The sequence below is a fragment of the Mariprofundus sp. EBB-1 genome, from assembly GCF_003665155.1.
GTDB lineage: Bacteria > Pseudomonadota > Zetaproteobacteria > Mariprofundales > Mariprofundaceae > Mariprofundus.
Genome location: NZ_RCFQ01000003.1, coordinates 133619 through 158174, shown reverse-complemented (window position 1 = coordinate 158174; position 24556 = coordinate 133619). Strand labels below are relative to the sequence as shown.

Here is a 24556-nt window from a genome sequence, read left to right as displayed (position 1 = left end):
GAACCCTGATTAGCTACGCTCTTCCATTGGAATATACGATAGACCTTTTTGACCAGTATAAATCTGAGCAGGCCGGTAAATGCGACCAACACCCAGCTGTTCTTTCCAGTGTGCCAGCCAACCGGCCACACGCGCAACCGCAAAAATAGGCGTAAAGATGTCAGTTGGAATACCCAGTTTGCGATATACGATGCCTGAATAGAAATCGACATTCGGGCAAACACCTTTTTTCCCCAGCGTCTCTTTGGATAACTCTTCAATACGACTTGCTATTTCATACGTTGGATCAGCACCTAGTTTTTCTGTCAATTTTACATAGAGCTTCTGCAGCAACACCGCACGCGGATCTTTGGTTTTATAGACACGATGGCCCAGGCCTGGAATTTTCGCCTTTCTATCCAGCTTATCATGTAGATATGCCTCAGCAGCATCCACCGAAGCGATCTCATCAAGCATATGCAGTACATCTTCATTGGCTCCACCATGCAGCGGACCGGAGAGTGAACCGATACCTGCACTGATAGCGGTATAAGGATCAGCATGGCTGGAAGATACAACCAGCGTGGAAAAGGTGCTGGCATTCATGGTGTGTTCGGCATGCACAATCAGCGCCACATCCATAATACGCGTCGTCAGTTCATCCGGTTCATTACCTGTCAGCATATAGTAAAAATTTGCAGCATGGCAGAGGTCATCACGCGGTGCAATCGGATCATCGCCATGACGCATGCGTGCATGTGCGGCAACCAACGTAGGGACTTTTGCGATCATGTTTACAAATACCTGATGCACAGCTTTGTGGGCTAGTCCCCCTTCCTGTGACTTGGGAAACGGATAAAACATTCCAAGTGCAGCAACAGTGGCCTGCAACGAGTCCATGGGATGCGCCGATTCAGGAAAACATTTCATCATATCTCGAATACGGAATTTTATACGCCGATGATGGCACAGATCATTTTTAAAGGTGGTGAGTTGATCTTCAGTTGGCAGTTCACCATACAACAACAACCAGGAGGTCTCTTCAAACGAGGAGTGTTCTGCCAATTGCTCAATATCAATACCGCGATATTCCAGATAACCACGCGTACCATCCACAGAGGAAATTGCAGATTCCGCAACGGGGATGCCTGCCAGCCCTACTGAATAACAAGCGATTTTCGATGCTGTTTTTTTATCTACCATCATTTTGCTCCAGTAATCCGCACACGCTGTTCAACATTTACGGATAAAACGTATTCATTGGAATTAAAGAAACATGGAAACTAACAAAAGCAAATGCAAAATGCTCCTGCGATTATGAACAGGGGCTTTTCAACCTGTATGCGGAGTGATTTTAATTTCCCATCTCATGCATCACCGGCACAACAGCATTTCACCCATCAGCGTTTCCCCAAGGGGTGCGATTGATTCACCAAATCATGCAGGCGAGCTTTGGCAACATGGGTATAAATTTCAGTAGTGGTGATATTGCTATGTCCAAGCAACATCTGCACGGCTCGCAAATCAGCCCCGTGATTCAGCAAGTGCGTTGCAAATGCATGTCTTAAGGTATGCGGTGACGGTAGAGGAAACACACCAGCCTGAGCAGCATACTGTTTGATGCGCAACCAGAAATTTTGTCGTGTCATCGCCTTGCCGCCACGTCCGGCAAACAAAAAAGAACCGGCAGGCTCGCTCGGGCGCAGTTGTAGCCACGCCTGCAACCAACGTTCAGCCTCTTCACCAAAAGGCACCAATCGCTCCTTATCCCCCTTGCCAATCACACGCACCAGACCTCCTGCCATATCGATATTGGCCAGACTCAAACTAACCAGTTCACTGACCCGAAGGCCTGTCGCATACAACATCTCCAGCATACAACGGTCACGCAGACCTGTAGGGGTCGTTGTATCGGGAGCTGCCAAAAGCAATTCAACATCTTGCTCACTGAGTAATTTGGGCAAAGGGCGGCTTTTGCGCAGCTTAGGCAAATGCCGGGCAGGATGATCTTCTCGCATGCCCTGATCCTGCAAATAGGCGAACCAGGTAGATAGCGCACTGCGACGGCGCTGAATCGTACTCTCCTTTAGCCCATCCTGTCGTAGTGATGCCAGATATTTCAACACTTCAGCCTGATCAACCTGTACCAAATCGACGTTGATAGATTTGAAAAACAGATGAGCATGTAGCAAATCGGCACGGTATGACTCTGTTGTTTGAGGCGACCAGCCCCGCAGCATCGCCATGCGCTGCAATTGGCCGGTAATGGTTTCTTCATTGGATTGATCTACACGCATTCTCGTGAATCCTATATAGTTTATCTGAATACTATAGTTATATTCCAGGTAATAAATAATCACATGCATTGGCTATGGTGGCAATCAGCGCTTGCGCTTGCTAGCTTGCACGCCGTTTTTAATTATTAATGAAGTAGAGGAATAATCCATGGCCTTTGTTGTTACCCAATTATGTAAAGACTGCGTAGATAGCGCTTGTGTTGCTGTATGTCCGGTTGACTGTTTCTATGAACCAAAAGAAAAAAATGATGAAACACCAAACATGCTCTACATCTCACCAGAAGAGTGCATTGATTGTGCTGTGTGCGAACCTGAATGCCCTTGGGAAGCCATTTATCCGGAAGAAGATGTGCCTGAAGTATTCGAAGGCGACATTGAGCTGAATGAGCTCTGTGATAGTAAACGCGAAGCATTTGATCTTGCAGAAGTCCATGATCACACGCCTCCATCAGCGGAAGAAGTAGCTGCGAACAAAGCTAAATACGGCCTGTAACTGAACAATAACAGGATCACCCTTTTGAAAGCGCATGTGTGGACCTCTACACATGCGCTTTTTATTTAGCCCATGAGCAACGATTCAAGACACGCCAAAACACCACTGATTGGTATGAACCACAGTGATTTGATAGCGCTATGCCATCAGGCTGGCGTAAAACCCGTGCACGCCGATCATATCCTGGCTTCAGTGTTCAGGCGTTATAACACCAACATTGCTGATATCCCAAGAATCCCTCTGGCGCTGCATAGCTATCTCAACGAGCATGTCTCTATGTTTGAACCCACGTGTAGCGCTGAACAGTTAGCGGCTGACGGCACGCGAAAACTGGTACTGCAGATGCCCGATGGCAAAGCCGTTGAAACCGTGCTGATTGAAGGTGGAAAACGTTTAACCCAATGCATTTCTACACAGGTAGGCTGTGCCGTCGGCTGCACCTTCTGCCTGACTGCAACGGCGGGATTAACCCGCAATCTGAGTGCTGCTGAAATGGTCGCAGAGATCATGGCCGGCCAGCGCATTAGCGGCCAGAAAGTAAGCAATATCGTATTGATGGGCATGGGGGAACCACTGCACAATTATGATGCGGTAAAACAGTTCCTCAATATTGTCACAGACCCTAAAGGCATGGCGTTTTCACCCAACCGGGTCACCCTCTCCACATCCGGTATGGTGCCGGCCATTTATCGCATGTTGGAAGACAAATTCCCGTGCAACCTGGCCGTCTCACTCAATGCGACAACCGATGAAGTACGTAACCGGATTATTCCCATCAATAAAAAATATCCGATTGCCAAGCTGATGCAGGCTGTACGGGCATATATCCAGGAACGTGGCCATAAACGTGTACTTATTGAATACGTTATGCTGGCGGGCATCAATGACAGCATCGAAGACGCCATGCGTTTGTGTCAGCTACTTGAAGGATTAAACTGCACCATCAATTTACTGCCCTTTAATCCTTATCCCGGATCAGCATTTAAACGACCCGATCAGTCTACCGTACACGCCTTTCAGGCCGTACTGGTTGAGGCCAAGCTGATTGCGATTGAACGCAAATCAAAGGGCCGCGAAATTTCAGCGGCCTGCGGGCAGCTGATTACAGAGATCAGAAAATAATCAACCTGTAATCAGCCACGCTCAGAGCTGTGTATCATTAATTTAGTGTCTGTTGTTCTTGCGCTTGCTGCGCGCGGCTCGATTCAAAAGCGGCTGCAAAGTTTACAGGTTCAAGCATCAACGACATAAAACCACCATCCACAGTCAACTGGCTGATAATCTGACGTGTATAAGGGAACAGAATCGTAGGACATTCAACCCCAAGCAGATGAACCATGTGTTCCTCAGGTACATTTTTAATATAGAACAAGCCGGCGTGTTCAATTTCAACTTCAAACAACAACTGGTCATTTTTATCATCACGCATAATCGCTGACACCTTCAGCGTGATTTCCCAATGTTCTGCATCCAGCTGTTTGTTTTCCAGACCGATATTCAATTCAACATTGGGCTCGGCATCCTGGACTGTAAACACTTCAGGCGCGTTCGGGTTTTCAAATGAAATATCTTTGACATATAGTTTCTGAATATTGAAAACAGGAGCCTCTGTTTCAGTCGCTGCAGTATCTGACATGGTAATAATTCCTCTGTATTATTTTTATCGGTTCAATCTATCGGCGCCATTGATCAGCCTCATTTATCAACTCAATCTGACAATCATGATTTCACCATATAATTGATCCGTCCATCATTGAGTTTAAGGTGAATCATGTCAACCCGTGTATGCGCTATTTCTTTCTGGCGCGTGGATGTGTTTTATCATACACCTCGGTGAGTTTAGCGATGTCGAGATGAGTATATCGCTCCGTGGTTCCCAGAGAGGCATGACCAAGCAGCTCCTGAATAGCACGCAGATCCACACCTCCAGCCAACAGATGCGTAGCAAAGGAGTGGCGCAACCGATGTGGACTCACCGACACATCCGCCCCTGTTTCCACAGCGCGTTCCTTCAACATGCGTTGAACACTGCGAATGGAAAGTCGGGTATCATACTTATTCAAAAACACAGCCTGATCGTGCTCTGCGCTTTCTGAAACGGTGTGCACTTCTCGTTCACTCAAATAGGTCTGCAAATATTGCATTGCCCCTTCAGGTAACGGTACTACACGCTCCTTGCGTCCCTTACCAAATACACGCAATTCATGTTGATCCAGATTAATATCATGCATATTCAGCCCAACCACTTCTGATACTCGCAGCCCACAGCCATACATTACCGCCAGTAGCGCCAAGTCACGATGATCCGAATTGCGGTCTGTATGCTGCATCAATGCCGATGTCTGCTCTGGCGGCAATGTCCGAGGCAGGCGCTTAGGCTGTTTTGGAGCACGGACACCGGCAGCAACATTCGATTTACAGTGACCGGATCGGACAGCATCATCAAAAAAACTGGATACAGCAGACAAACGTCTGGCCAGCGTTGAAGCAGCTAAGCCTGCGGCATGGCTGGCAACCAGCCAGTCCTGTACTTGCGTGCGGGTGATATGATCCACATCTGTATCAGCACCACAGTGGCTCATAAATTTCAATAAATCACGCCGATAAGCTGACACGGTATGCACCGATGCCAGACGCACATCAGCAAGCTCATCCAGAAAAGAGCCAATCGCCTCATGCAGGCTTAGATGATTAACATGCATCTCCATCATCATTCGCAACCACCCCGGCAAGGGACTCCGCCATTTCAAATCGGTTGCCACCTAAGGCTTTGGCTACATACATAGCCTGATCAGCTTGAGAAATTAAAGATTTCACTGCGATATCCTTATTCGATGGTGAGCAAGCCACACCAATACTTACTGTCACAGCCCTGGACTCACTTACAGACTCACCAGCAACAGCGTCAACCACCGACCGGGCAATGTCACGCGCCTTAGCTTCGGAGCAACCTGCCATCAACAACACAAACTCATCCCCGCCCATACGAATCAATGGATCATTGGCGCGCACGTCCTGACGTAATATGCGGCTAACCATCGCAAGCACTTCATCACCAGCGTCATGGCCCAACGCATCATTCAATGTTTTAAATTTATCAACATCTGCGTAGAGGCAGACCACTGCGGTATCTTTACCAAACCACTGTGACAATGGCTGATGACTATGTGGCTGCAAAAAACGGCGATTATGACTGCCCGTTAACGGGTCAGTGACTGAAAGCCTTGCCAAATGTTCACGTGCCACGGCATGCTCTAGTGTTAAACCAATTACTTGTGATAAATGCTGAAGAAAATCACTACTCTGATCCGGAGCAAAACGATCCCTATCCAGCGCACCAACACCGAGCACACCAAACGGTTTTTCCAGATCGCCCAATGTGAGCAAGGCAATCGAGCCCAGATGGCTATCTTTTTCTGTCAGCCAGTCAAAGCTCTGTTGACTGGAGAGCTGCACCAGCCACGTACGTTTACGATCCAGCCCCATCTGTTTGATTTCACCCGCTTCAATCCAGACCAGGTCGCGTTCAGACAGACCATCCAGTTGATGACTGCCAATAAAACTAGAACGATCAAACCAGAAGCGTACAAAATCCAGGTCAAAGCGAGTACGCAAGCCACGCAACAAGGTAAAACAGAGATCTTCTGGATCGGTTGATTTCAACACATCGGATTCAAGCTCAAACATGCGTGAAAACAGGCGCTCATTTTGTCTGAGGCGCTGCATAACATCCGCAACATACGCTTTCAGCTCACGGTTTTCGTCGGCTATTTGCTGGAATCGACGCGATGACAGATCGCCTATACTGGCGACAGCAGGCTTACCGGATTGATCCTTTGTCTCACTCATTGTGGCAAAGACTCTTCAATCAATACTTTCCATGCTTGATTGGCACTGGCGCGTACCAGATATACACGTTTACGACCTTGATCTTTATAATTGCTGGAGCGATAGCGTTGATCAAATTCGGCCACGACTATTTCCCCTTCCGGCCATGGGTTGGGGTCATGAATAATGGTCATGTCGGTCAATTCAACATGAACAGATGTTTTTTTCGCATTCAGCTTTGATTTATAACGCTTCCACTCGGCCAGGTTGCGATCACCGGAGCGAAACTTTTCATGGTAATGTGAAAAGTAGGCATTGGCATTCAATGACATCCAGTCTCTCCGCCAGGCTTCAATATCACGTTGGACCGATTCCAGCATTTCTTGCTTGTCTTTATTTTGACCAAACACAAAATCTTTACCCACAATGACCCAGCTACGATGCAGACGCACATATTTAGAGATGTTCATCAAGCGATGATTGTTTAACGAAAAACAACCCCGCGTATCTTGTGGTGGCCTGCGACTCACATCCATCGGATAGCCATGCATCCAGATACCGCTGCCATTTTTTTGATGTAGTAAATCCAAGGTATTCGGATAATCTATAGGGTATGCAACAGGGCCATAACGCGCTTCCAGGTTTTTACCCTGCAATTTTTTGATAAAGCGATAAACACCATGCGGTGTCTTGCCATCTCCGCGCCGTATTTTATCACCCTGAATAGAACCGGTCACAACATACTCATCGGTCACTTTTTCAAAACCGCCCGAACCAGTCGGCTTATATACAAACAAACGGTTACGCGCTTTATCAAACATGAACACATTCGCCATACTACTGCCAGCCAATAGCACATCGACCGGTTCACCTTTAACGCTACGTAGATTGGAGATAAAAGCATTCAGCCGCGCATCGGCTTCCCCCAGACCATTATTCAGATCTACAGATTCCAACATGCGTTCCTGTCTGCCCATACCACCAGCACCAGAATCCCGCATGGCCTGTATTGCCTGCTGCCGATAGGCCTCTGCTTCCAACAATGCCACCAGCGGATCTTTACCCTTCTTAGCCTTCAACAACAGCCTTAATGCACTGTCAGGATCATCTGACTTAAGCGCAATCGTCGCTAGCAAAACAGTGCGCTCCTGATGTGATAGCTGCTTCACAGCCACATCACTACCAGTCTTGATCTCCTTGACCACCCATTCCCATTGCTGATCAGCAGCAGTGGCAGTCGCCACACACACAAACGTGAGCAGTGCTAACAGTCCTAAACGCAACGAATTATACAGATGCTTCATAAATAATTTTCCAGCCATCGGTTCCCTTTTTAAACAACATCTCTTTGTTATCATCATTATTATATGTATCAGAACGGAAATGCTGTAAAAACTGAACCTTGATTACATTTTCAGCAAATACTGTCACCACAACATGCTCAATATCTACCTTGATAAATTCACGTTTCTGTATTACCCATATTTTATACGCTTTCCACTTCGCAAAGGATGCAAACCTGTCACCATACTTAAAATCCTCGCTATAGGCCGCAAAATAAGCAGGTAAATTTTTGTTTCCCCACGCCACTCGCCACGCTTCAACAGCACTCAGCACCTCTTTTTTGAATTGCGTCAACATTGCCGTATGCTTGATGACAACAGGTTCAGATTTGACACGCTTTGCTGTATTTGCCCTGGACGGTGTCATATTAACTTTTTTCTTGTCTGATTGATGAACTATCGGTTCAACAGCAGCCACCGGAACATCAGCATGCACTTTTAGCAGGCGCTGATAGCGTTGTTGCAGCGCGGCATTCTGATCTTTTGCCAGCACCTTGCGATAGGCATCGGCAGCCAATTTCACATATAAATCTCCGATATTTTCCTGCGCTGTCAGATAGTCCGGCTTTAATGCCAGTGATTTCTCCAACGCATCTACAGCTGCCCGATAATTACCCATTTCATTATAAATCACTGCTAAATTATTGTGTGGCTCTGCCAATGTCGGTTGCAAGGCAATCACATGATTAAAAGACTTGATCGCATCATCGAAAGCCCCCCGCTCAGCCTGATTCACCCCGAGTAAAAACCATGCTTGATAGTTTTTCGGGTCATCATTGACCATCTGCTGCATCTTCAATAATGCTGCGCTTACATCACCTTGTTCAATCAAGGTCTGGATGGAATCGATGGATGGTTTGTCACTTGCGGCTGCGCAAGTTTGCGTAGTCATCAAGAGTAAAACGAATAGAAATAAATATTTTTTCAGCATGCGAGTATCGTAACGCTATTCGTGACAGGAACAAGCGCAAAGACAACAATTTTCTCAGCTGTATGAACACAAAACGATACATTCAACACAGATAAGTGCTTCACTGGATCAGTTTGTTTTTTTCTCTCCGGGAGTAGATACAGCACCGCCGGATAGCAGCAGTTTCATTCCTTCTTCCACACTAATATCCAGATGCTTGAGTTCAGAGGCCTCTACAAACAGCAACCAGCCAGTGGTTGGTATTGGCGTAGATGGAACAAACACAGCCACGCGCGTTGTCTCTCCTTCAGATACCTGCAAAGGGCTTTCCCCCGTCACAAACCCCATCACCAGACTACCTTGATTAGGAAAGGGCACCATCACCACTTCTTTAAATGCTTTTGAACCATCACCAAAAATGGATTCAAGCAGCTGACGCGTTGCATTATACACGTTACGCACTAATGGAATGCGCCCCATAACCCTGTCCACCAAACGCATCAAATGACGACCGATAAAATGGGTGGTCAACGCACCAATGATGATAATAAACACCAGTGCCAGAATAATTCCCATGCCGGGAATATCCATACCAATCCATGCATCCGGTCGATAGCCGACAGGCAATAGTGCAACAGTTTTATCAGAGACTTCGATCAACCAGTTAATCAGCGCTGCAACAACCAGTAGCGGCACCAACGTTACCACACCGGCGAAGAGGTATTTACGCAAAGAGATCATGGTAAGACGCTTTTCGATGCCTGTGATACTATAGGCGTTGTCTGCAACAACCGCCTGATGGAAACCATCTGTTTCGCATCATCTTTACTGAGATAATTTTCCAGGAATGCCACTGTTTTAGCTCTGGGGTGCGCAATGATCACGCAGCTGAGTTTTTTCTTCGCACAATTACGTGCGCGCTGCCAGGCATGCTTCATGGCTTCCAATGTCATCTCGTGGTCAAGAAAAATACTACGTGACGCCCAGGCGACACCCATTGATTTTGCCGATGTTGCGGCCACGCTCCGGGCACTGGTTCTTGAATCCACAAAAAACAGCCCTTTTTCCTGACATACCTGCATGACCCAATGCATGGGTTTATCCATCTGTGTCAACCTGGAGCCCATATGGTTATTTACACCCTCTACGAATGGCACTTTTGCAAGATCTTTCAAAAAGGTATTTCGAATTGCATTTCGATTCATTTTGCCGTGTAGAAAGTCTTCCGTCATTTCCAATGATGGGTCTTCTGGCTGCATTGGCAGATGCAGCATCACCACTTGGCCGGCTTGTTTCGCCAACACCGCGGCTTGGCGAGCAAAGGTAGATTCAGGAAGAACCGAGATTGCCACAGGTACAGACAAAGCCAACACACGTTCGACTGCCTTCAAATCATAACCGGCATCATCAATCACCAGAGCAATACCATATTTTTCCTTTTGATCTACAGGCACTAATGGCTGGACATCTGCTATCCCTGAGGGTGACTCAATGGCATCCAAGACCTCTTCATTGCCACCCTGCATCGCTGGTGCTTGTATAGACTGATCAACATAGGCGTCTGAATCCTCGTGCATTATTTCATTATCCGGTTGATCAGCTGATAATGATAATTCATGTGGATTCAATGCACCTTGATCCGGCGTTGCATCAAGCACTGGTGGCTGCAATGCAGCATCCTGATTATTTGCTTTATAATTCAAATCAGACGCATCCACCGCAGGTGAGCCCTGATCGCTTCGATCAAGCTGGGGCATGATGACCATCAGCACCCCCGCCATGCCCAAGATCAGACCAAGCACAACGCCAAGCCAAAAAGGTAATTTTTCTTTTTCAGACATCAAACAGATCGGAAAGTATGCAACGTTTAGAGTAGAGGCTCTTATCCTTTAAGGGCATGCAAACCCTTCAACAAGTCCAACGCACGTTGTAATTGCGTATCCAATTTCAGACGCGCTTTCATGGCATCACTGGCATGATTCTCAATCGATTCCTTCACTTTATCTTTGGCAGCCTTCTTCTTGGCATTCCCATTGGACAAATGACCTTTCAAATCGCGCTCAGAGACTGAAAACCCAGCTTTTTTTGCCTCTTCAGCTTTAACTACAAGCTGCTCAACCTCAATGTCGGGATCAATACCGGTAGCCTGAATGGAGCGGCCACTTGGCGTATAATACAGGGCAGTGGTTACTTTGATGGCGGTTCCATCACCCAGCGGGACTACGGACTGCACCGAGCCCTTGCCAAAACTTTTGGTGCCAACAAGCACTGCGCGGTGATGATCCTGCAATGCCCCACTAACAATTTCGGAGGCAGAAGCAGAACCATTATTAATCAATACAATCAGTGGCAAGCCATGTAATGCATCACCGCTGCGGGCATCAAAAGTAAGGCTTTTACCTGCCCGTGATTTGGTGCTGACAATATTTCCTTTCTCTAAAAACATATCAGAGACTTCAACCGCCTGATTCAGCAAACCACCCGGGTTATTGCGCAAATCGAGCACCGCCCCTGTTAACTTTCCATCGGCCCGTTTTTCCAAGTCCGCAAGCTGTTTCATCAACAGGCTGCCCGTACGCTCCTGAAACTGGGTAATACGCAAGTACGCATAACCGGGAGCCAGCAAATCACTTTTAACAGACTTTACCTTAATGACATCGCGAACAATTTTAATGTTCAGTGGTGCATTTTCGGTTTTCCGAAAGATCGTCAACACAATACTGGTACCGGGCTTGCCTCGCATAATCTTGACGGCTTCCGACAAACTCATATCACGCGCCAGTTCATCATTAATTTTAATAATCATATCGCCGGCTTTAATGCCAGCCCGGTCAGCCGGTGTATCTTCAATGGGAGATACAATACGAATGCCACCTTCAGCAGCCGATATTTCAATACCCAGGCCACCAAATTCGCCCTTGGTATCCACCGTCATCTGCTTATACATATCCTTGTTCAAGTAGGTTGAATGCGGATCAAGACTGGTAAGCATACCATCGAGCGCACCATCAATAAGCTGCTCATCCTTCACATCTTCAACATAAGCACGGCGCACCATCTCCATGACACGTGAAAACTTTTGAAGCTGTTCATAATCAGTTGCAGCATCAGCCTGTAAGATGCCTTCGCCCGGGCTCCAAACCATCACCCCAATGGCAAGACTAAATCCGGCTACTGTGCCCATTAGCACATGACGTAACTTCAAAGATACTTTCTTCATCTTAATATTTACCCCGTTTCAACAATCTTATGCTGCACGCTGCCAGTGCTTTAACGACGACACCAGCGTTTCGGATTAACCGCTTTACCTTTATCCCTGACTTCAAAATAAAGAGTAACGCGCTTCACCCAACCGGTACTACCGACATCAGCAATTATTTCACCTTCATCCACCCAATCGCCCAACTGCTTGTAGAGTGTGTCATTATGGGCATACACACCCAGCACACCTTCGCCATAATCCACAATCGTCATCAAACCATAGCCGCCAAACCAGTCTGCATAACGTACTTGCCCGGCCGCCATCGCATGCACTTCCTTCACGCCTGTATTGGGCCTCATCTGGATCCCTTGCAGTCGCGGCATACTCGCTTTAGGGCGAGAGCGAAAACTAGCCATAATACGACCACGAACCGGCCACTTCAGCCGCCCTTTACGCTTACGAATGTTGAGTTGTTCTGCCTGCTGCTGATCAATCGCCAACATATTCTTACTCATATTTTCCAGCAGTTTCATCAGCGCACGTTCTTCACGCGCTAAACGCTTATCTTTCTGATTCTTGGATTTCACACGCTTGCGTACCCTGTCAATAACCTTGCGTTTGGCTTTCACCTGGGCGCTCAACTCTATTGCAGTCTTGCGCTTTTCCAGTCGAAACGCCTCCAACTGCTGGCGTTGAATATTCAAATCTATAGTAACCTGAGCCATTTCCTCAATGGATTCTTTATAAATACGCCGATTATTCTCTTCGGATCGAATCACCTCATGCAATAAAAAACGACGATGAGGAATGTCACTGACTGGTACGCCGGTTAGAACCCCCAGCCAGGCTGAGCTATGCGAACTGCGTTGCCAGGCTGCCACGGCCTGATCAAGCATGGCTTGTTTTAATGATCGAATGCGCACATCCAGTTCCTTGGCTTTGCGCTTGAGTTCGACCAGCTTTTTATCTGTCGCCAACACATTTGCATGCGCTTCTCGACTCTCCTTACGCGCCTTAATCAAGCCTGAATCAAGTTCGCGCAATTCCCGCCCGACACTTCCGAGCTGCGCTTCCAGCTTCTTTTTCACCTTAGCCAGGCGTTGTCGTTCCTGTTTAATCTTTTTGATTTTTGAATGTGTATCCGTCGCAGCCCATGCAGGCTCAAGCCAAACAGGAGCCACCAGCAACGTCCCTGACCATGCCGTGACAAGCAGCAAAAAGATAAAAGGTTTTATATTCATACGCGGTGGTAAGGGTGGCCCTGAATGATTGTGAATGCCCGATATAGCTGTTCGAGCACAACGGCCCGAACCAGTTGATGCGGCAATGTTAATTTTGACAGACTCCAACAGGCACCTGCCTCAGCACGCACACTATCGGCGAGCCCATCGGCACCACCAATAACAAAATCCAATTGTGCATCGCCATGCAAGCGACCCAAATATTCTGCCCATTTGACACTGCCATGCATGGCTCCACGTTCATCAAATAGAACAAAACCTTTGCGTGCCTGCTGAAGAATATGTTTAGCCTCTTCCTGCTTGCGTTGCGAGACCTGCTTACCGCGTCCTTCCGGCAACTCGATCACCTGACAGCTTGCAAAAGGCTTGAGACGTTCCAAAAAACGCGCCTCAAAATCAGACAGCTCCTTCGAGCCACGCCCTACCACCAGCAAACGTAACCTCACGATTTTTCAGCATCTCCACGTGGCGCAGACCACAAACGCTCCAGCTGAAAACTCTCACGTGCTTCCTGTAAGAACAGATGAACGATGATGTCACCTAAATCCACCAGCAACCATTCGGCAGCTTCCAAGCCTTCAATTTTAGCCGGCATTTCATACTCATGTGCAACCACACTGACCGACTTCGCCATTGCTTTTAGCTGGCGATCACTACGACCACTGGCAAGAATAAAGCGATCTGCAAAGTCGCAACGACCACGCACATCAATGACCAACACATCCTGTGCTTTGATATCTTCCAGCGCCTCAACCAATGCTTCGGTCATAGTCTCGAATTTCTCATCTTTCTCTGTTAACTGTGTTGCCATCTCTGTCATCCTTTATACGCTCTCTATTGCAGACTCTTTATTCAAATATCGTCTTTTAATCTCAGACTGCAGCACTTTAGGCACTAAATCAGTTAAAGACAGCCCTAAATATGCCTGTTCACGAATCATCGTTGCCGAAATATCCGGCAATGACACCTGCACATCACACCAGTGACCTGCCATAGTGCAATCCGACCAACACTCCAAAGCCACTCCCCGCCAACCAGGGTGGGCTGTTGTCATACCCTCTGCCTTGTTTAGCGCTGTATGCTTGCGCGCAAAAACGGCCACATTACACAAGCCTTGATGCGCTGGGTACTCACGCCATGACTCCAGTCCTCGCCAGGCATCAGAACCCAACATTAGCCAGGGCACTATGGCCGGATATAGAGCCTTAAATCGGCGCAAGGTATCCACCATCGGTGTTGACTCAGATTGGCAAACCTCCCAATCAAGCACCCTTACCCGACTATCGTGTTCAAACATCTGCTGCAACCAGGTTAAACGCACTGCACCATCGGCACAGCCTGAAAGTATCCGATGCACGGGCAAAGCCGGAATCACCCAAACTTCATCCAATCCCATAGCCAGACCGGCCTCCACCAAGGCCATATGGCCCAGATGCGGAGGATCAAATGAACCGCCAAACAAACCGATTTGCTTGGCAGAGATCACACGGCTCACTGGATTCGCTTCAATACCTATAATCTAAACCCAGCCTTCATAATCGCAGTGAGCTCTGCCAACTGCGCCTTGAACGCCTCATGCTCTTGCTGCGCCTGTGCCATCGACGCGTCATGATGCAGCTGCATTTGCGCCATGGCCTGTTGATGCAGCTGATTGGCATGCATACGTTCCTGCTGTAACCCGTCTTGCATCTCTGAAAAGTTCAGCAGGCTTATTTTTTCATTAATTGTCATTAATAACTGTTGCGCCTGAGCCAACACATCAGCCGTATGCTGAGAGACAGACTCTTCTTTGAATTGATAAACAGGCAGCAAAAAGGTGGAGGTTGCATCTTCAATCCGACCTAAGAACCGTGTCTGAATACTCTGAATAGCAGCAAGAAAATACGCCAACACCAGATAACAGAGAATGGCACTCATCGTGGTAGAAAGTGCTGTGGACATACCGTGAATCACCAGCCCCATACCTCCACCGGAAACATCTCCCAACATATCCCCCGCACCCAAAAGTGCTATAGAGAGAGAAATAATAGTCCCCAGCACACCGCATAAAATCAGGATGTTATGTAGAAAACGTAGTGTAGTGGTGCGGGTGCTCTCTTCAGCCAATAATGCCGATGCAATCGCCTGATGTGGAATGGATGCCTTTTTCGCACACATCTCATGCATCACCTGAACCCTGTTGGCGATAATCGAAGTCGGACTCACTCCATCAAGCAGGTGATTAAGACCAAACTCCTTATTGGATTGAAATTGACTGAATGCCTCTTCTTCCTGACGGTAGCTATTGAGGATCGCCACGGTACGAAACATGCCAAAGAGAAACAGCACCAGAATCATCGCATTGAGAACATAACCAACAGATGTTTGCTGATTTGAAAAATATATCATCATCAGCGTATCTGAAAACAGATAAGCCAACACCATCGCCACAACAGCAACCATGACAATGCGCTTCAGCATCGTCCGGCTACGCTCTATTTTTTGCATATATCCTCCTCAAGGCAATGGATAAATCCCAACCAGCTTATATGTGCAAGGCAGTCCACTATTTACGAATCTGCCCACTGCCAAGCACAATCCATTTTTGTGTGGTCAGTCCTTCCAGGCCAACCGGGCCACGCACATGCAATCTGTCTGTTGAAATACCAATTTCAGCGCCTAAACCATATTCAAAACCATCGGCGAAACGGGTGCTGGCATTCACCATCACCGACGATGAATCTACTTCCCGTAAAAAACGCTGACCAGCAGCATAATTTTCGGTCACAATGCTTTCTGTATGGCCAGAACTAAATGAGGCGATGTGATCCACCGCCTGATCAAAATCATCCACCACGCGCACAGACAAGATCGGAGACAGATATTCAGTGGCCCAGTCTTCCTCTGTCGCCAGACGCACATCCAGCCCCTGGGTCAACGCTTGTGTTTTCTCACAACCACGCACTTCCACACCCTTAGCCAACATCGCCTGCACAATCGCTGGCAATACGGATGCCGAATTCTGATGAATCAACAATGTTTCCATAGCGTTGCATACACCATATCGGTGTGTTTTTGCATTCACTGCAATATTCAGTGCCATCTCCGCATCTGCATCTTTATCAATATAGACATGACAGATACCATCAAGATGCTTGATTACCGGCACACGCGATTCAGCCGACACACGCTGAATAAGCGATTTACCACCACGAGGAATAATTACATCGACATAGTCTTCGCTCTTCAGTAGCGCTCCAACCAAGGCTCGATCGGTAGAATCCACCAGTTGCACAGCATTTTGCGGCAACCCGGAATCCACCAGCGCTCGCCGCAAACAGGCTGCAATTGCGCGATTGGAATGGATCGCTTCTGAACCACCGCGCAGAATCGCTGCATTACCTGATTTCAAACACAATGCCGCAGCATCAGCAGTTACATTCGGACGCGATTCGTAAATAATCCCAATCACACCAAGCGGCACACGCATATGCCCCACCTGAATACCAGATGGGCGGAACCGCATATTATCAATCGCACCGACCGGATCAGGCAGTGCCGCAACTTGCTCCAAACCTTCAGCCATCGCATCAACGCGTTCACCATTGAGCAACAAACGATCCTTCAATGCAGCATCCAGGTTGTTTTCATCAGCAGCCTGCATATCCATTGCATTGGCTGCCAGAATCTCCGGCATATCCCGGCGCAGCACGGCAGCTGCCATTACCAACGCATCATTCTTAGCACATGTATCTGCCACCCGCATGCGCTTGGCTGCTGCTTTGGCATGTTTACCGAGCGCTGTCATGATTGTTACTGCATCTGTCATACTCTACTCTCCACTACTGCTGCTGAACTTGCTATATCTTCCATATCTACGGTAATCACCAAATTATCGCGATGCATCACCGATGAAAAGTCATGGAATCCTAGAATCGACTCAATTTCGTCACTGCTATGCCCCATAATCAGGCGCATCTCCTCGGCAGTGTAATTACATAAACCTTTGGCAATCACACCACCCGCTCCAATGATCTCAACACAATCACCTTTATCAAACACACCATTCACCGCAGTAATACCTACGGGCAATAGACTACTACCCTCATTCAACAACGCATTGGCAGCACCGGCATCTACATAGATCTGCCCGTCCGCACGCAGCACTTCAGTAATCCAGTGTTTACGTTTGCTCTGACGATCTTCACCGCACAGGAATAGTGTCCCCTCATCCTCACCAGCCAACAGTCGACTCAAACCTCCAGCCTCTTTACCACTGATAATAGCAGCCCCCACACCGCCACGGGTTGAGACTCTGGCTGCGACAAGCTTACTCGCCATGCCGCCGGTACCAAAGCTTGAGCCCGCATCACCAGCCATGGCCACATGCTCTTCGCTCAGATGCTCAATAACACCAATGCGCTGTGCATCCGCATGCTTGGCTGGGTTCTTATCATACAGGCCTGACACATCCGTCAACATGACCATCAGATCAGCCTCAACCACCAGCCCCACCAAGGCGCCGAGCGAATCATTATCACCAAATTTAATCTCAGCCACTACCACGGTATCATTTTCATTTACGATCGGGACAACACCGGCAGAAAACAGGGTTTCGCTGGTATTTGAAGTATTCAGATAGCGACGGCGATTCCTCATATCATCTTTAGTCAACAGCATCTGAGCCACACTCAAACCATGGCGCTCAAATGCCTTGCTGTATGCATTCATCAACTCAGGCTGACCAATGGCTGCCGCAGCCTGCTTTTCATGCACTGCCAATTCACGATCAAGCCAGTTTAATCGCACCCGACCCAACGCCACTGAACCCGATGTCACGATCGCCACCTGCACACCGGCAGCCATCAAAGCTGCCACTTCATCGACCAGATGATCGATGACATCCAGACGAATGCCGGTGTCAGCATCGGCCAATAGTGAACTACCGATCTTCACCACTACGCGGCGAGCGAGACTTAGATCTTCTCTGGATTGAATCATTGTAGTTATTATACCTCTTGTTTACCTGCTTCTTTTGCCAACTGACGCATCTCCAACACCCGGTCATAAATTCTGTGCAACAACATTTTTACGCCTTCACCACTCACTGCAGAGATAACAAATACCGGCAGACCTTTCTCACGCGCAGCAGCTAAGGCTTCTTCTTTCTCATCATCCAACAATGCGTCGGCTTTATTAAGTACCAGCACGCGTGGCTTATCCCACAGCGCTCTGCCATACCCCTTCAGCTCCGCCTCAATCTCGTTGATTTGATCCTTTACACATTTACCGTCTTCACAACAGGCATCTACCAGATGCAACAGGACGGCGGTGCGCTCGATATGCCGCAAAAAACGTGTTCCCAAACCACGCCCTTCATGCGCCCCCTCAATCAAGCCTGGAATATCGGCCACTACAAAACCATCGCCATCATCCATAAACACCTGACCCAGCTTTGGTTTGATTGTTGTAAAAGGATAATCAGCTATTTTGGGACGCGCATTCGAGATACGGGCTAGCAAAGTGGACTTGCCTGCATTCGGTAGGCCAAGCAAACCAACATCGGCCATCAACTTCAATTCGAGGTGACGAATACCCTGCTCACCTTCTGTACCGGATTGTGAATAACGCGGCGCACGGTTGGTACTGGTCGCAAAACGCGCATTACCCAAACCACCTTCACCACCGCGAGCCAAGATATAGGACTCACCCTCTTCAGACAGATCAGCTAGCAGATTGCCATCTTCGTCACGCACCATCGTACCAATGGGCACTTCCATGATGATATCTTCACCATATTTGCCATGGCAATCAGAACCCATGCCACCCTGTCCATTTTTGGCAATTAATCGCTTGCGCAGGTAAAGCTCTTGCAAGGTGTTTTTATTGCCTGATGCAACAAACTCAACATGGCCACCACGACCACCATCACCACCATCAGGCCCACCCTTAGGGATATACTTCTCACGTCGAAACGAGGTGCAGCCACTGCCACCATTACCTGCTCGAACTTCAATTTTCACTTCATCAATAAAACGCATGCTGTATTACACCATAAATAGCCCGAACCACAAAGATACAAAGACACAAAGAAAAATAAAACAGATATCCACAACATCATCCCGGACCGGCAACAATCACCAAACTGTTTTTTCGCCCTTCTTTGTACCTCTGTCTCTTCGTAGTAAATATTTTTTACAAAAAAAAAAGGGTGCGACTAGCGCACCCTTTTAAATAACTTAAAGCCCTGAATGTTTATTCGGTAATACGAACAGTTGTACGGCCAGCACTTTTATAAAATTCAACTCTGCCATCAGTCAAGGCAAACAGTGTGTGGTCACGACCACAGCCAATATTAGCACCCGGGCGGATTTTGGTACCGCGCTGACGCACAATGATATTACCGGCAATAACTACTTCACCGCCATATTTTTTCACGCCTAAGCGCTTGGAATTGGAATCGCGTCCGTTACGACTGGAACCACCTGCTTTCTTATGTGCCATGGTTTACTCCTTGATGCTATCGATACGTACAGAGGTGAAACTCTGACGATGACCCTGGGTCAAACGATAGTTTTTACGACGGCGTTTTTTGAATACCACGATCTTCTGACCGCGTCCGCTCTCGGTGATTACACCAGTAACAGTTGCGCTAGCGACATCGCCACCGGTCTTCATGGATGAGCCTTCGCCAACCATAAGAACATCGTCAAATGTTACTTCTTTGCCATTTTCGGCATCCAGTTTCTCAACGCGCAGGACATCACCTTCCTGCACACGATACTGTTTGCCACCTGTTTTAATTACAGCGTACATAATAAGTCTCCGTGCTTACGCTGCTTTCGCAGGTTTGCCGTATTTCTTGTAGAAACGCTCAACGCGGCCTTCAGTATCGACAATCTTCTGCTTGCCAGTGTAAAAAGGGTGGCAGGCTGAACAGATTTCGACACGAATGTCACCTGTAGTCGAGCGAGTTTCAAATGTATTTCCGCAAGAACAAGTTACCTTGGATGCGATATATTCTGGATGGATGTCAGCTTTCAACGTCATTTCTCCGTGCTTTTAAAGGGGCGCGATTTCTAGCGCCGCCGAAGTGATTAAGCAAGCGCTAAATAGCACTTTTATTATTCCAAGCTAAAAAAAACATGTAGAGAGTGAAAAAAATGGGCTTTTTTCAACCGCGTTCATGACCTTTTTAATTCTAATGAGCGACACACATCACCAACACTATACTTATATGACTGCATCACCCTTCTTTCAGGAAGTTGCGCACACTACATCATTTTCATGCTTATGTGTTCAATATTTTCATATTCGTTGATCCCTGGCGATTGCTTCTTGCCTTATAAGGTATTATTCCTAGAATCCGCGACCCTTTTTAGGCCGTTATTTAAAAACTACTTCTTGGAGACTGAACATGAGCAACGAAACGCGTCATTTGATTGCAGGCAATTGGAAAATGAACGGAGCACTGCAAGAAGCGAAAGATTTCATGGACGCCTTTGGACAAAACCCTTCTCCTGATCATGTTGAAATTGCCTTGATGCCGCCATTTACACTGCTTCACTCCATGTCTGATCGCCTAGCCTCCATGGGTATCATGTTAGGAGCACAGAACGTATATAATGAAGACAAGGGTGCTTTCACAGGCTCAATTTGCCCACTCATGCTACGTGATGCTGGCTGCCACTATGTCATCCTTGGCCATTCTGAGCGCCGCAGCATTATCGGCGAAAGCAATGCCAAAATTCGTTCCAAGATGAATGCTTCATGGTTACACGGCTTGGAACCCATTCTTTGTATCGGCGAAACTTTGGAACAACGAGAAAACGGTGTCACCAATATTATTCTGGCTGAACAGCTGGCCATCCTTAAAGGTGCTCCAAAAGGCGCACCGCTTACTGTTGCATACGAACCGGTATGGGCAATCGGCACAGGAAAAACCGCATCTACTGAACAAGTAACCGAAACACATGCATTTGTACATCAGGAATTACAACGCCTTGGACACGATTGCCGCGTTCTCTACGGCGGCAGCGTCAACCCGGGCAATGCTGAAGAGCTTATGAGTTGCCCCGGCGTTGAAGGCGCACTCGTTGGCGGAGCAAGCCTGAAAGCCGATTCATTCATGGATATTGTCAACGCCACTGTAAAAGCAGTGAGTTAAGGAGAGTTTAAAAGATGACCACAGTATTAATTATTGTACACGTGCTGGTAGCACTGACGCTGATTGGCGTCGTGCTTGTTCAGCGCGGCCAGGGTGCCGACATGGGCGCTTCATTTGGCGGCGGCGGCGCACAAACTCTGTTTGGTAGCCGTGGTTCCGGCTCATTCCTGGGCAAATTGACAGGCGGCCTGGCGGCTACCTTCATGGTAACCAGTCTGACACTGGCATTTTTCTCCCAGCAACAGACCGGTTCGCTTGTTGATCGTACTGTCACCAATCAAGTTCCTGTTGAGCAACCAGCCAACACAGAAGCACCTGTTGGCTTCAACCCTGCTCTATTAAAAAGTGATGCTCCTGTTACCGACGGTCTTCCCGGCGCAGAATAACGTACATTCGCCTGAACCGAGCACCAGCACAACTGAAGTGGTGAGTTACAGCATGCGATGTACGCACGCACACTGGTTAACACACAAGCTTCATCCAACAATAAACAGGGAAGCAACTCACGTTGCTTCCCTGTTTTACGTTAGGACAACTGCTCTTTTCAAACAAGCCGTAACCACATGCTGCACGACTCTTTCGCGCTAGATATTTTATCTCTCTTAGCTTCCGCAGTCTCAACGCACACAACCAGACAAAGAAAGCACCTCACATTTTCACCTGGCGCGGTTATGATCATGCCCATGAACCACTCTCAAGATATACCTGCATCATGGGCTCCTTACCTGGCAGCTGAATTGGACAAACCGTATATGCAGGCCTTAAATGATTTTTTAGAATCACAACAGAGCAAAACCATCTACCCTGAACAACAGAACTGGTATGCCGCACTAGAACATACAAATTTTAACGATGTAAAAGTGGTTATCCTCGGGCAAGACCCTTATCACGGGCCCGGCCAGGCGCATGGGCTTAGCTTCTCCGTGCCACATGGACAGAAAATCCCGCCATCGTTACGTAATATCTACAAAGAACTGGCAAGAGATCCACAAATCGACTTCAGCGCACCTGCGCATGGTTGCCTGTTGGAATGGGCCAATCAGGGTGTACTGCTACTCAATGCTGTACTGACTGTTGAAGCAGGCAAAGCAGGCTCACATCAAAAACAGGGATGGGAGCCGTTCACAGATGCCATTATCTCTGCCTTGAACGAGCATCGGGAACACATCGTTTTCCTATTATGGGGGAAATATGCCCAGGATAAGGGGGATATGATTGACCAGAATCGTCACTATGTGCTGCAAACCAGCCATCCGTCGCCTCTGTCAGCCCATCGCGGTTTTCTAGGCTCAGAGCACTTTTCTCAAGCCAACCAATGGTTACAGACTCACGACCGAACAGCAGTAAACTGGCAGTTATCAGAAAAACAAGAACAGCACCAAATAGGATTTGAATTCTCTAAAGCAACCATTAAATCATCGTATAACTGATTGAAAAGATACGATTTAGTTGTTCAGCAATGAAACTGTGAATAATCAGGCGTGACCAATTTGATCGGATAAACGAGCACGTTCAATTCCCATGCAGCGCGCACCAAAATCCCAGCGTGCTTCTGGCGGCTCTTGAAATACAATCTGATTACTCGCCGGTGCAATAAGCCAATCGTTATTCATCAGCTCTGTTTCCAGTTGCCCCGCCTCCCAACCCGCATAACCGAGCAGCAGTAAAAAATGCTCAGGTCCATCCCCTTGCCCTAAGGATTCCAAAACATCGCGTGATGAAGTCAAATGCAATTCAGGTGTAACCTGCATGGTCGATTCGTAAACATTCCACCCATCGTGCAAGACAAAACCTCGAAAATCATCAACAGGGCCACCATCAAAGACCCGTTGCACTGATTCATCATGTACATTTCGACTTGAATCCAGCTCTATCTCCAAATCTATAAGTACATCAGAAACACTAATCGAGCGTGGCCGATTAATGATCAGCCCCATGCAACCGTCCGCATCGTGATGACACACCAACACAACAGCGTCTTTAAAGCGGGGGTCGAGCAAGGAAGGCGAAGCGAGCAATAGTGACCCGACGAGTTGATTAAGCTGCACAGACACCTCCTTTACCAATGAACTGTTCTTATCTGGAAAGCCTTACACTGGCCTCACACATCTGACGCGCCATAGCCATAGCAGCCTGCAGACTCGAACACGATACGTCGTCAGCCCCAACCCGGTCAAGTGCGGTACCATGGTCAACACTGGTGCGAATAAATGGTAAACCCAAGGTCACATTAACAGCTTCACCAAAACTCAATGCCTTCAATGGAATCAGTCCCTGATCATGATAGCAGCAAACGATAGCATCATAATGCTGTCTGACCGATGCAGAAAAAATGGTGTCCGCAGGTAATGGACCAACCACATCAATGCCATCTGACTGTGCTTGCATCGCAGCAGGAGCTAAAATATCGATCTCTTCTCGTCCGAAATGACCTTGCTCACCAGCATGGGGATTCAAACCACACAGAGCCAGACGCGGCTCCTTAATGCCAAATTGATTACGCAGATCCTGATCAACAATTCGCAAACATTTCAATGTCTCTTCTATGCTCAAAGCATCAGGCACATCACGAATCGCCATATGCGTGGTTAACAATGCGACCCGCACATGCTCGGATGCCAGCATCATCACAAAATTGCTTTTTTTATCAGTCGCCGCCTCAGATGCCATAGCCAAATAATCTAGAAATTCAGTATGGCCTGGAAAATTAAAACCCGTGCGTCGCAGCACTGCTTTTTCTATCGGCCCGGTTACCAGCGCCGCAGCCTCATTGGCAAGGCAGGCCTTAGCAGCAGCTTCAATACATCCCACCACTTCAGATGCGGTCTGTTCGGAAGGCGTTCCTGCAACGACAGCAGCACCGGCCCCAGCTATCGGATTCCAACAATACAAGGCTTCTTCCGCAGCTAATGAGACAGCCTCTGCAGCATCCGCCAGCTGACAATATTCTCGGATGGGAACGATCATGTGCATCTGATCTGCACGCTGCTGCAACCAGCGTGCAGGCGCTGCAATCACGCTGGCTTTAAAATCTTCAGGACAATCGGCATAGGCGCGCAGAATACAATCCGGTCCAATTCCCGCAGGCTCACCTGCGGTGATAACAATTACGGTCAT

The 24556-nt window shown here is 47.8% G+C and carries 28 protein-coding genes; 5 read left to right on the top strand and 23 right to left on the bottom strand.

Annotated elements, in window-relative coordinates; all coding sequences use genetic code 11:
* Positions 1 to 9 precede the first annotated feature (9 nt).
* Both D8Y20_RS02515 and D8Y20_RS02510 read right to left on the bottom strand, forming a co-directional pair.
* Positions 10 to 1185 (bottom strand): citrate synthase, encoded by a 1176-nt coding sequence (locus D8Y20_RS02515; RefSeq protein ID WP_121541450.1) that lies wholly within the window; start codon positions 1183 to 1185, stop codon positions 10 to 12.
* Between the two features lie 194 nt (positions 1186 to 1379).
* A complete protein-coding gene (locus D8Y20_RS02510; protein WP_121541449.1) occupies positions 1380 to 2276 on the bottom strand; it encodes a site-specific tyrosine recombinase XerD in 897 nt (298 codons plus the stop codon).
* Positions 2277 to 2424: 148 nt separating this feature from the next.
* Here D8Y20_RS02510 and D8Y20_RS02505 point away from each other — a divergent pair, with 148 nt between their 5' ends.
* Complete coding sequence (locus D8Y20_RS02505) at positions 2425 to 2769, top strand: ferredoxin family protein (RefSeq protein WP_121541448.1); 345 nt, start codon at positions 2425 to 2427, stop codon at positions 2767 to 2769.
* A gap of 72 nt (positions 2770 to 2841) precedes the next feature.
* Positions 2842 to 3891: a 23S rRNA (adenine(2503)-C(2))-methyltransferase RlmN gene (rlmN, locus tag D8Y20_RS02500; protein WP_121541447.1), complete on the top strand. Its 1050-nt coding sequence runs from the start codon at positions 2842 to 2844 to the stop codon at positions 3889 to 3891.
* Positions 3892 to 3928: 37 nt separating this feature from the next.
* Here the strand turns inward: rlmN and secB are convergent, their stop codons facing one another.
* From secB to rpmE, 19 genes are all read right to left on the bottom strand, one after another.
* Positions 3929 to 4405, bottom strand: a complete 477-nt coding sequence (gene secB / locus D8Y20_RS02495) for a protein-export chaperone SecB (RefSeq protein WP_121541446.1) — start codon at positions 4403 to 4405, stop codon at positions 3929 to 3931.
* 154 nt (positions 4406 to 4559) lie between these two features.
* Positions 4560 to 5483, bottom strand: coding sequence for a tyrosine recombinase XerC (locus D8Y20_RS02490; protein WP_236075198.1), 924 nt, complete (start codon positions 5481 to 5483; stop codon positions 4560 to 4562).
* Positions 5461 to 6618, bottom strand: coding sequence for a DUF484 family protein (locus D8Y20_RS02485; RefSeq protein ID WP_121541445.1), 1158 nt, complete (start codon positions 6616 to 6618; stop codon positions 5461 to 5463). The genes D8Y20_RS02490 and D8Y20_RS02485 overlap by 23 nt, the downstream gene beginning before the upstream one ends.
* A complete protein-coding gene (locus D8Y20_RS02480; RefSeq protein ID WP_236075197.1) occupies positions 6615 to 7919 on the bottom strand; it encodes a murein L,D-transpeptidase family protein in 1305 nt (434 codons plus the stop codon). Before D8Y20_RS02480 ends, D8Y20_RS02485 begins: the two co-directional genes overlap by 4 nt.
* Positions 7885 to 8871, bottom strand: coding sequence for a tetratricopeptide repeat protein (locus tag D8Y20_RS02475; protein ID WP_121541444.1), 987 nt, complete (start codon positions 8869 to 8871; stop codon positions 7885 to 7887). Before D8Y20_RS02475 ends, D8Y20_RS02480 begins: the two co-directional genes overlap by 35 nt.
* A 108-nt stretch (positions 8872 to 8979) precedes the next feature.
* On the bottom strand, positions 8980 to 9591 hold the full coding sequence (locus tag D8Y20_RS02470; protein ID WP_121541443.1) for a DUF502 domain-containing protein: 612 nt from the start codon (positions 9589 to 9591) through the stop codon (positions 8980 to 8982).
* Positions 9588 to 10691: a divergent polysaccharide deacetylase family protein gene (locus D8Y20_RS02465; protein WP_121541442.1), complete on the bottom strand. Its 1104-nt coding sequence runs from the start codon at positions 10689 to 10691 to the stop codon at positions 9588 to 9590. The genes D8Y20_RS02470 and D8Y20_RS02465 overlap by 4 nt, the downstream gene beginning before the upstream one ends.
* 41 nt (positions 10692 to 10732) lie before the next feature.
* The gene (locus tag D8Y20_RS02460; protein WP_201265501.1) at positions 10733 to 12070 is read right to left on the bottom strand and encodes a S41 family peptidase; all 1338 of its coding nucleotides are present in this window, start codon (positions 12068 to 12070) and stop codon (positions 10733 to 10735) included.
* Between the two features lie 50 nt (positions 12071 to 12120).
* Positions 12121 to 13293: a murein hydrolase activator EnvC gene (locus tag D8Y20_RS02455; protein ID WP_121541441.1), complete on the bottom strand. Its 1173-nt coding sequence runs from the start codon at positions 13291 to 13293 to the stop codon at positions 12121 to 12123.
* Positions 13290 to 13739, bottom strand: coding sequence for a 23S rRNA (pseudouridine(1915)-N(3))-methyltransferase RlmH (locus tag D8Y20_RS02450; RefSeq protein WP_121541440.1), 450 nt, complete (start codon positions 13737 to 13739; stop codon positions 13290 to 13292). The genes D8Y20_RS02455 and D8Y20_RS02450 overlap by 4 nt, the downstream gene beginning before the upstream one ends.
* The gene (gene rsfS / locus D8Y20_RS02445) at positions 13736 to 14104 is read right to left on the bottom strand and encodes a ribosome silencing factor (protein WP_121541439.1); all 369 of its coding nucleotides are present in this window, start codon (positions 14102 to 14104) and stop codon (positions 13736 to 13738) included. The genes D8Y20_RS02450 and rsfS overlap by 4 nt, the downstream gene beginning before the upstream one ends.
* A gap of 12 nt (positions 14105 to 14116) precedes the next feature.
* Entirely contained in the window at positions 14117 to 14788 is a 672-nt protein-coding gene (locus D8Y20_RS02440) for a nicotinate-nicotinamide nucleotide adenylyltransferase (RefSeq protein WP_236075196.1), read from the bottom strand.
* Positions 14789 to 14805: 17 nt separating this feature from the next.
* Positions 14806 to 15780 carry a hypothetical protein gene (locus D8Y20_RS02435; RefSeq protein ID WP_121541438.1) on the bottom strand — a complete coding sequence of 325 codons (975 nt, stop codon included), beginning with the start codon at positions 15778 to 15780 and terminating at the stop codon, positions 14806 to 14808.
* Positions 15781 to 15838: 58 nt separating this feature from the next.
* On the bottom strand, positions 15839 to 17101 hold the full coding sequence (locus D8Y20_RS02430) for a glutamate-5-semialdehyde dehydrogenase (RefSeq protein WP_121541437.1): 1263 nt from the start codon (positions 17099 to 17101) through the stop codon (positions 15839 to 15841).
* On the bottom strand, positions 17098 to 18273 hold the full coding sequence (gene proB / locus D8Y20_RS02425; RefSeq protein ID WP_121541436.1) for a glutamate 5-kinase: 1176 nt from the start codon (positions 18271 to 18273) through the stop codon (positions 17098 to 17100). Before proB ends, D8Y20_RS02430 begins: the two co-directional genes overlap by 4 nt.
* An 8-nt stretch (positions 18274 to 18281) precedes the next feature.
* Positions 18282 to 19313: a GTPase ObgE gene (obgE, locus tag D8Y20_RS02420; protein ID WP_121541435.1), complete on the bottom strand. Its 1032-nt coding sequence runs from the start codon at positions 19311 to 19313 to the stop codon at positions 18282 to 18284.
* Between the two features lie 214 nt (positions 19314 to 19527).
* Positions 19528 to 19776 carry a 50S ribosomal protein L27 gene (gene rpmA, locus D8Y20_RS02415; RefSeq protein ID WP_121541434.1) on the bottom strand — a complete coding sequence of 83 codons (249 nt, stop codon included), beginning with the start codon at positions 19774 to 19776 and terminating at the stop codon, positions 19528 to 19530.
* Between the two features lie 3 nt (positions 19777 to 19779).
* Positions 19780 to 20088, bottom strand: coding sequence for a 50S ribosomal protein L21 (gene rplU, locus D8Y20_RS02410; RefSeq protein ID WP_121541433.1), 309 nt, complete (start codon positions 20086 to 20088; stop codon positions 19780 to 19782).
* Positions 20089 to 20103: 15 nt separating this feature from the next.
* The gene (gene rpmE / locus D8Y20_RS02405; protein WP_121541477.1) at positions 20104 to 20316 is read right to left on the bottom strand and encodes a 50S ribosomal protein L31; all 213 of its coding nucleotides are present in this window, start codon (positions 20314 to 20316) and stop codon (positions 20104 to 20106) included.
* Between the two features lie 373 nt (positions 20317 to 20689).
* On the opposite strand from rpmE, the gene tpiA reads away from it, so the two are divergent.
* The 3 genes from tpiA to ung all read left to right on the top strand — a co-directional run bounded on the left by tpiA (position 20690) and on the right by ung (position 22869).
* A complete protein-coding gene (tpiA, locus tag D8Y20_RS02400) occupies positions 20690 to 21439 on the top strand; it encodes a triose-phosphate isomerase (RefSeq protein ID WP_121541432.1) in 750 nt (249 codons plus the stop codon).
* 14 nt (positions 21440 to 21453) lie between these two features.
* Positions 21454 to 21825 (top strand): preprotein translocase subunit SecG, encoded by a 372-nt coding sequence (gene secG, locus D8Y20_RS02395; RefSeq protein ID WP_121541431.1) that lies wholly within the window; start codon positions 21454 to 21456, stop codon positions 21823 to 21825.
* Positions 21826 to 22122: 297 nt separating this feature from the next.
* A complete protein-coding gene (ung, locus tag D8Y20_RS02390) occupies positions 22123 to 22869 on the top strand; it encodes a uracil-DNA glycosylase (RefSeq protein WP_121541476.1) in 747 nt (248 codons plus the stop codon).
* A gap of 45 nt (positions 22870 to 22914) precedes the next feature.
* Here ung and D8Y20_RS02385 read toward each other — a convergent pair whose 3' ends face one another.
* Entirely contained in the window at positions 22915 to 23487 is a 573-nt protein-coding gene (locus tag D8Y20_RS02385) for a YqgE/AlgH family protein (RefSeq protein ID WP_121541430.1), read from the bottom strand.
* Between the two features lie 28 nt (positions 23488 to 23515).
* Positions 23516 to 24556, bottom strand: a complete 1041-nt coding sequence (gene pdxA / locus D8Y20_RS02380) for a 4-hydroxythreonine-4-phosphate dehydrogenase PdxA (RefSeq protein WP_121541429.1) — start codon at positions 24554 to 24556, stop codon at positions 23516 to 23518.

Bases quoted from the DNA above. Each gene is read 5' to 3' on its own strand.
- rplU (WP_121541433.1), bottom strand. From the start codon at position 20,088: ATGTACGCTGTAATTAAAACAGGTGGCAAACAGTATCGTGTGCAGGAA.
- D8Y20_RS02470 (WP_121541443.1), bottom strand. From the start codon at position 9,591: ATGATCTCTTTGCGTAAATACCTCTTCGCCGGTGTGGTAACGTTGGTG.
- rsfS (WP_121541439.1), bottom strand. From the start codon at position 14,104: ATGGCAACACAGTTAACAGAGAAAGATGAGAAATTCGAGACTATGACC.
- ung (WP_121541476.1), top strand. From the start codon at position 22,123: ATGAACCACTCTCAAGATATACCTGCATCATGGGCTCCTTACCTGGCA.
- secB (WP_121541446.1), bottom strand. From the start codon at position 4,405: ATGTCAGATACTGCAGCGACTGAAACAGAGGCTCCTGTTTTCAATATT.
- D8Y20_RS02460 (WP_201265501.1), bottom strand. From the start codon at position 12,070: ATGAAGAAAGTATCTTTGAAGTTACGTCATGTGCTAATGGGCACAGTA.
- pdxA (WP_121541429.1), bottom strand. From the start codon at position 24,556: ATGACCGTAATTGTTATCACCGCAGGTGAGCCTGCGGGAATTGGACCG.
- D8Y20_RS02510 (WP_121541449.1), bottom strand. From the start codon at position 2,276: ATGCGTGTAGATCAATCCAATGAAGAAACCATTACCGGCCAATTGCAG.
- D8Y20_RS02465 (WP_121541442.1), bottom strand. From the start codon at position 10,691: ATGTCTGAAAAAGAAAAATTACCTTTTTGGCTTGGCGTTGTGCTTGGT.
- D8Y20_RS02505 (WP_121541448.1), top strand. From the start codon at position 2,425: ATGGCCTTTGTTGTTACCCAATTATGTAAAGACTGCGTAGATAGCGCT.
- D8Y20_RS02455 (WP_121541441.1), bottom strand. From the start codon at position 13,293: ATGAATATAAAACCTTTTATCTTTTTGCTGCTTGTCACGGCATGGTCA.
- D8Y20_RS02435 (WP_121541438.1), bottom strand. From the start codon at position 15,780: ATGCAAAAAATAGAGCGTAGCCGGACGATGCTGAAGCGCATTGTCATG.
- proB (WP_121541436.1), bottom strand. From the start codon at position 18,273: ATGATTCAATCCAGAGAAGATCTAAGTCTCGCTCGCCGCGTAGTGGTG.
- rpmA (WP_121541434.1), bottom strand. From the start codon at position 19,776: ATGGCACATAAGAAAGCAGGTGGTTCCAGTCGTAACGGACGCGATTCC.
- D8Y20_RS02485 (WP_121541445.1), bottom strand. From the start codon at position 6,618: ATGAGTGAGACAAAGGATCAATCCGGTAAGCCTGCTGTCGCCAGTATA.
- D8Y20_RS02475 (WP_121541444.1), bottom strand. From the start codon at position 8,871: ATGCTGAAAAAATATTTATTTCTATTCGTTTTACTCTTGATGACTACG.
- secG (WP_121541431.1), top strand. From the start codon at position 21,454: ATGACCACAGTATTAATTATTGTACACGTGCTGGTAGCACTGACGCTG.
- rlmN (WP_121541447.1), top strand. From the start codon at position 2,842: ATGAGCAACGATTCAAGACACGCCAAAACACCACTGATTGGTATGAAC.
- D8Y20_RS02480 (WP_236075197.1), bottom strand. From the start codon at position 7,919: ATGGCTGGAAAATTATTTATGAAGCATCTGTATAATTCGTTGCGTTTA.
- D8Y20_RS02490 (WP_236075198.1), bottom strand. From the start codon at position 5,483: ATGATGATGGAGATGCATGTTAATCATCTAAGCCTGCATGAGGCGATT.
- D8Y20_RS02430 (WP_121541437.1), bottom strand. From the start codon at position 17,101: ATGACAGATGCAGTAACAATCATGACAGCGCTCGGTAAACATGCCAAA.
- obgE (WP_121541435.1), bottom strand. From the start codon at position 19,313: ATGCGTTTTATTGATGAAGTGAAAATTGAAGTTCGAGCAGGTAATGGT.
- tpiA (WP_121541432.1), top strand. From the start codon at position 20,690: ATGAGCAACGAAACGCGTCATTTGATTGCAGGCAATTGGAAAATGAAC.
- D8Y20_RS02515 (WP_121541450.1), bottom strand. From the start codon at position 1,185: ATGATGGTAGATAAAAAAACAGCATCGAAAATCGCTTGTTATTCAGTA.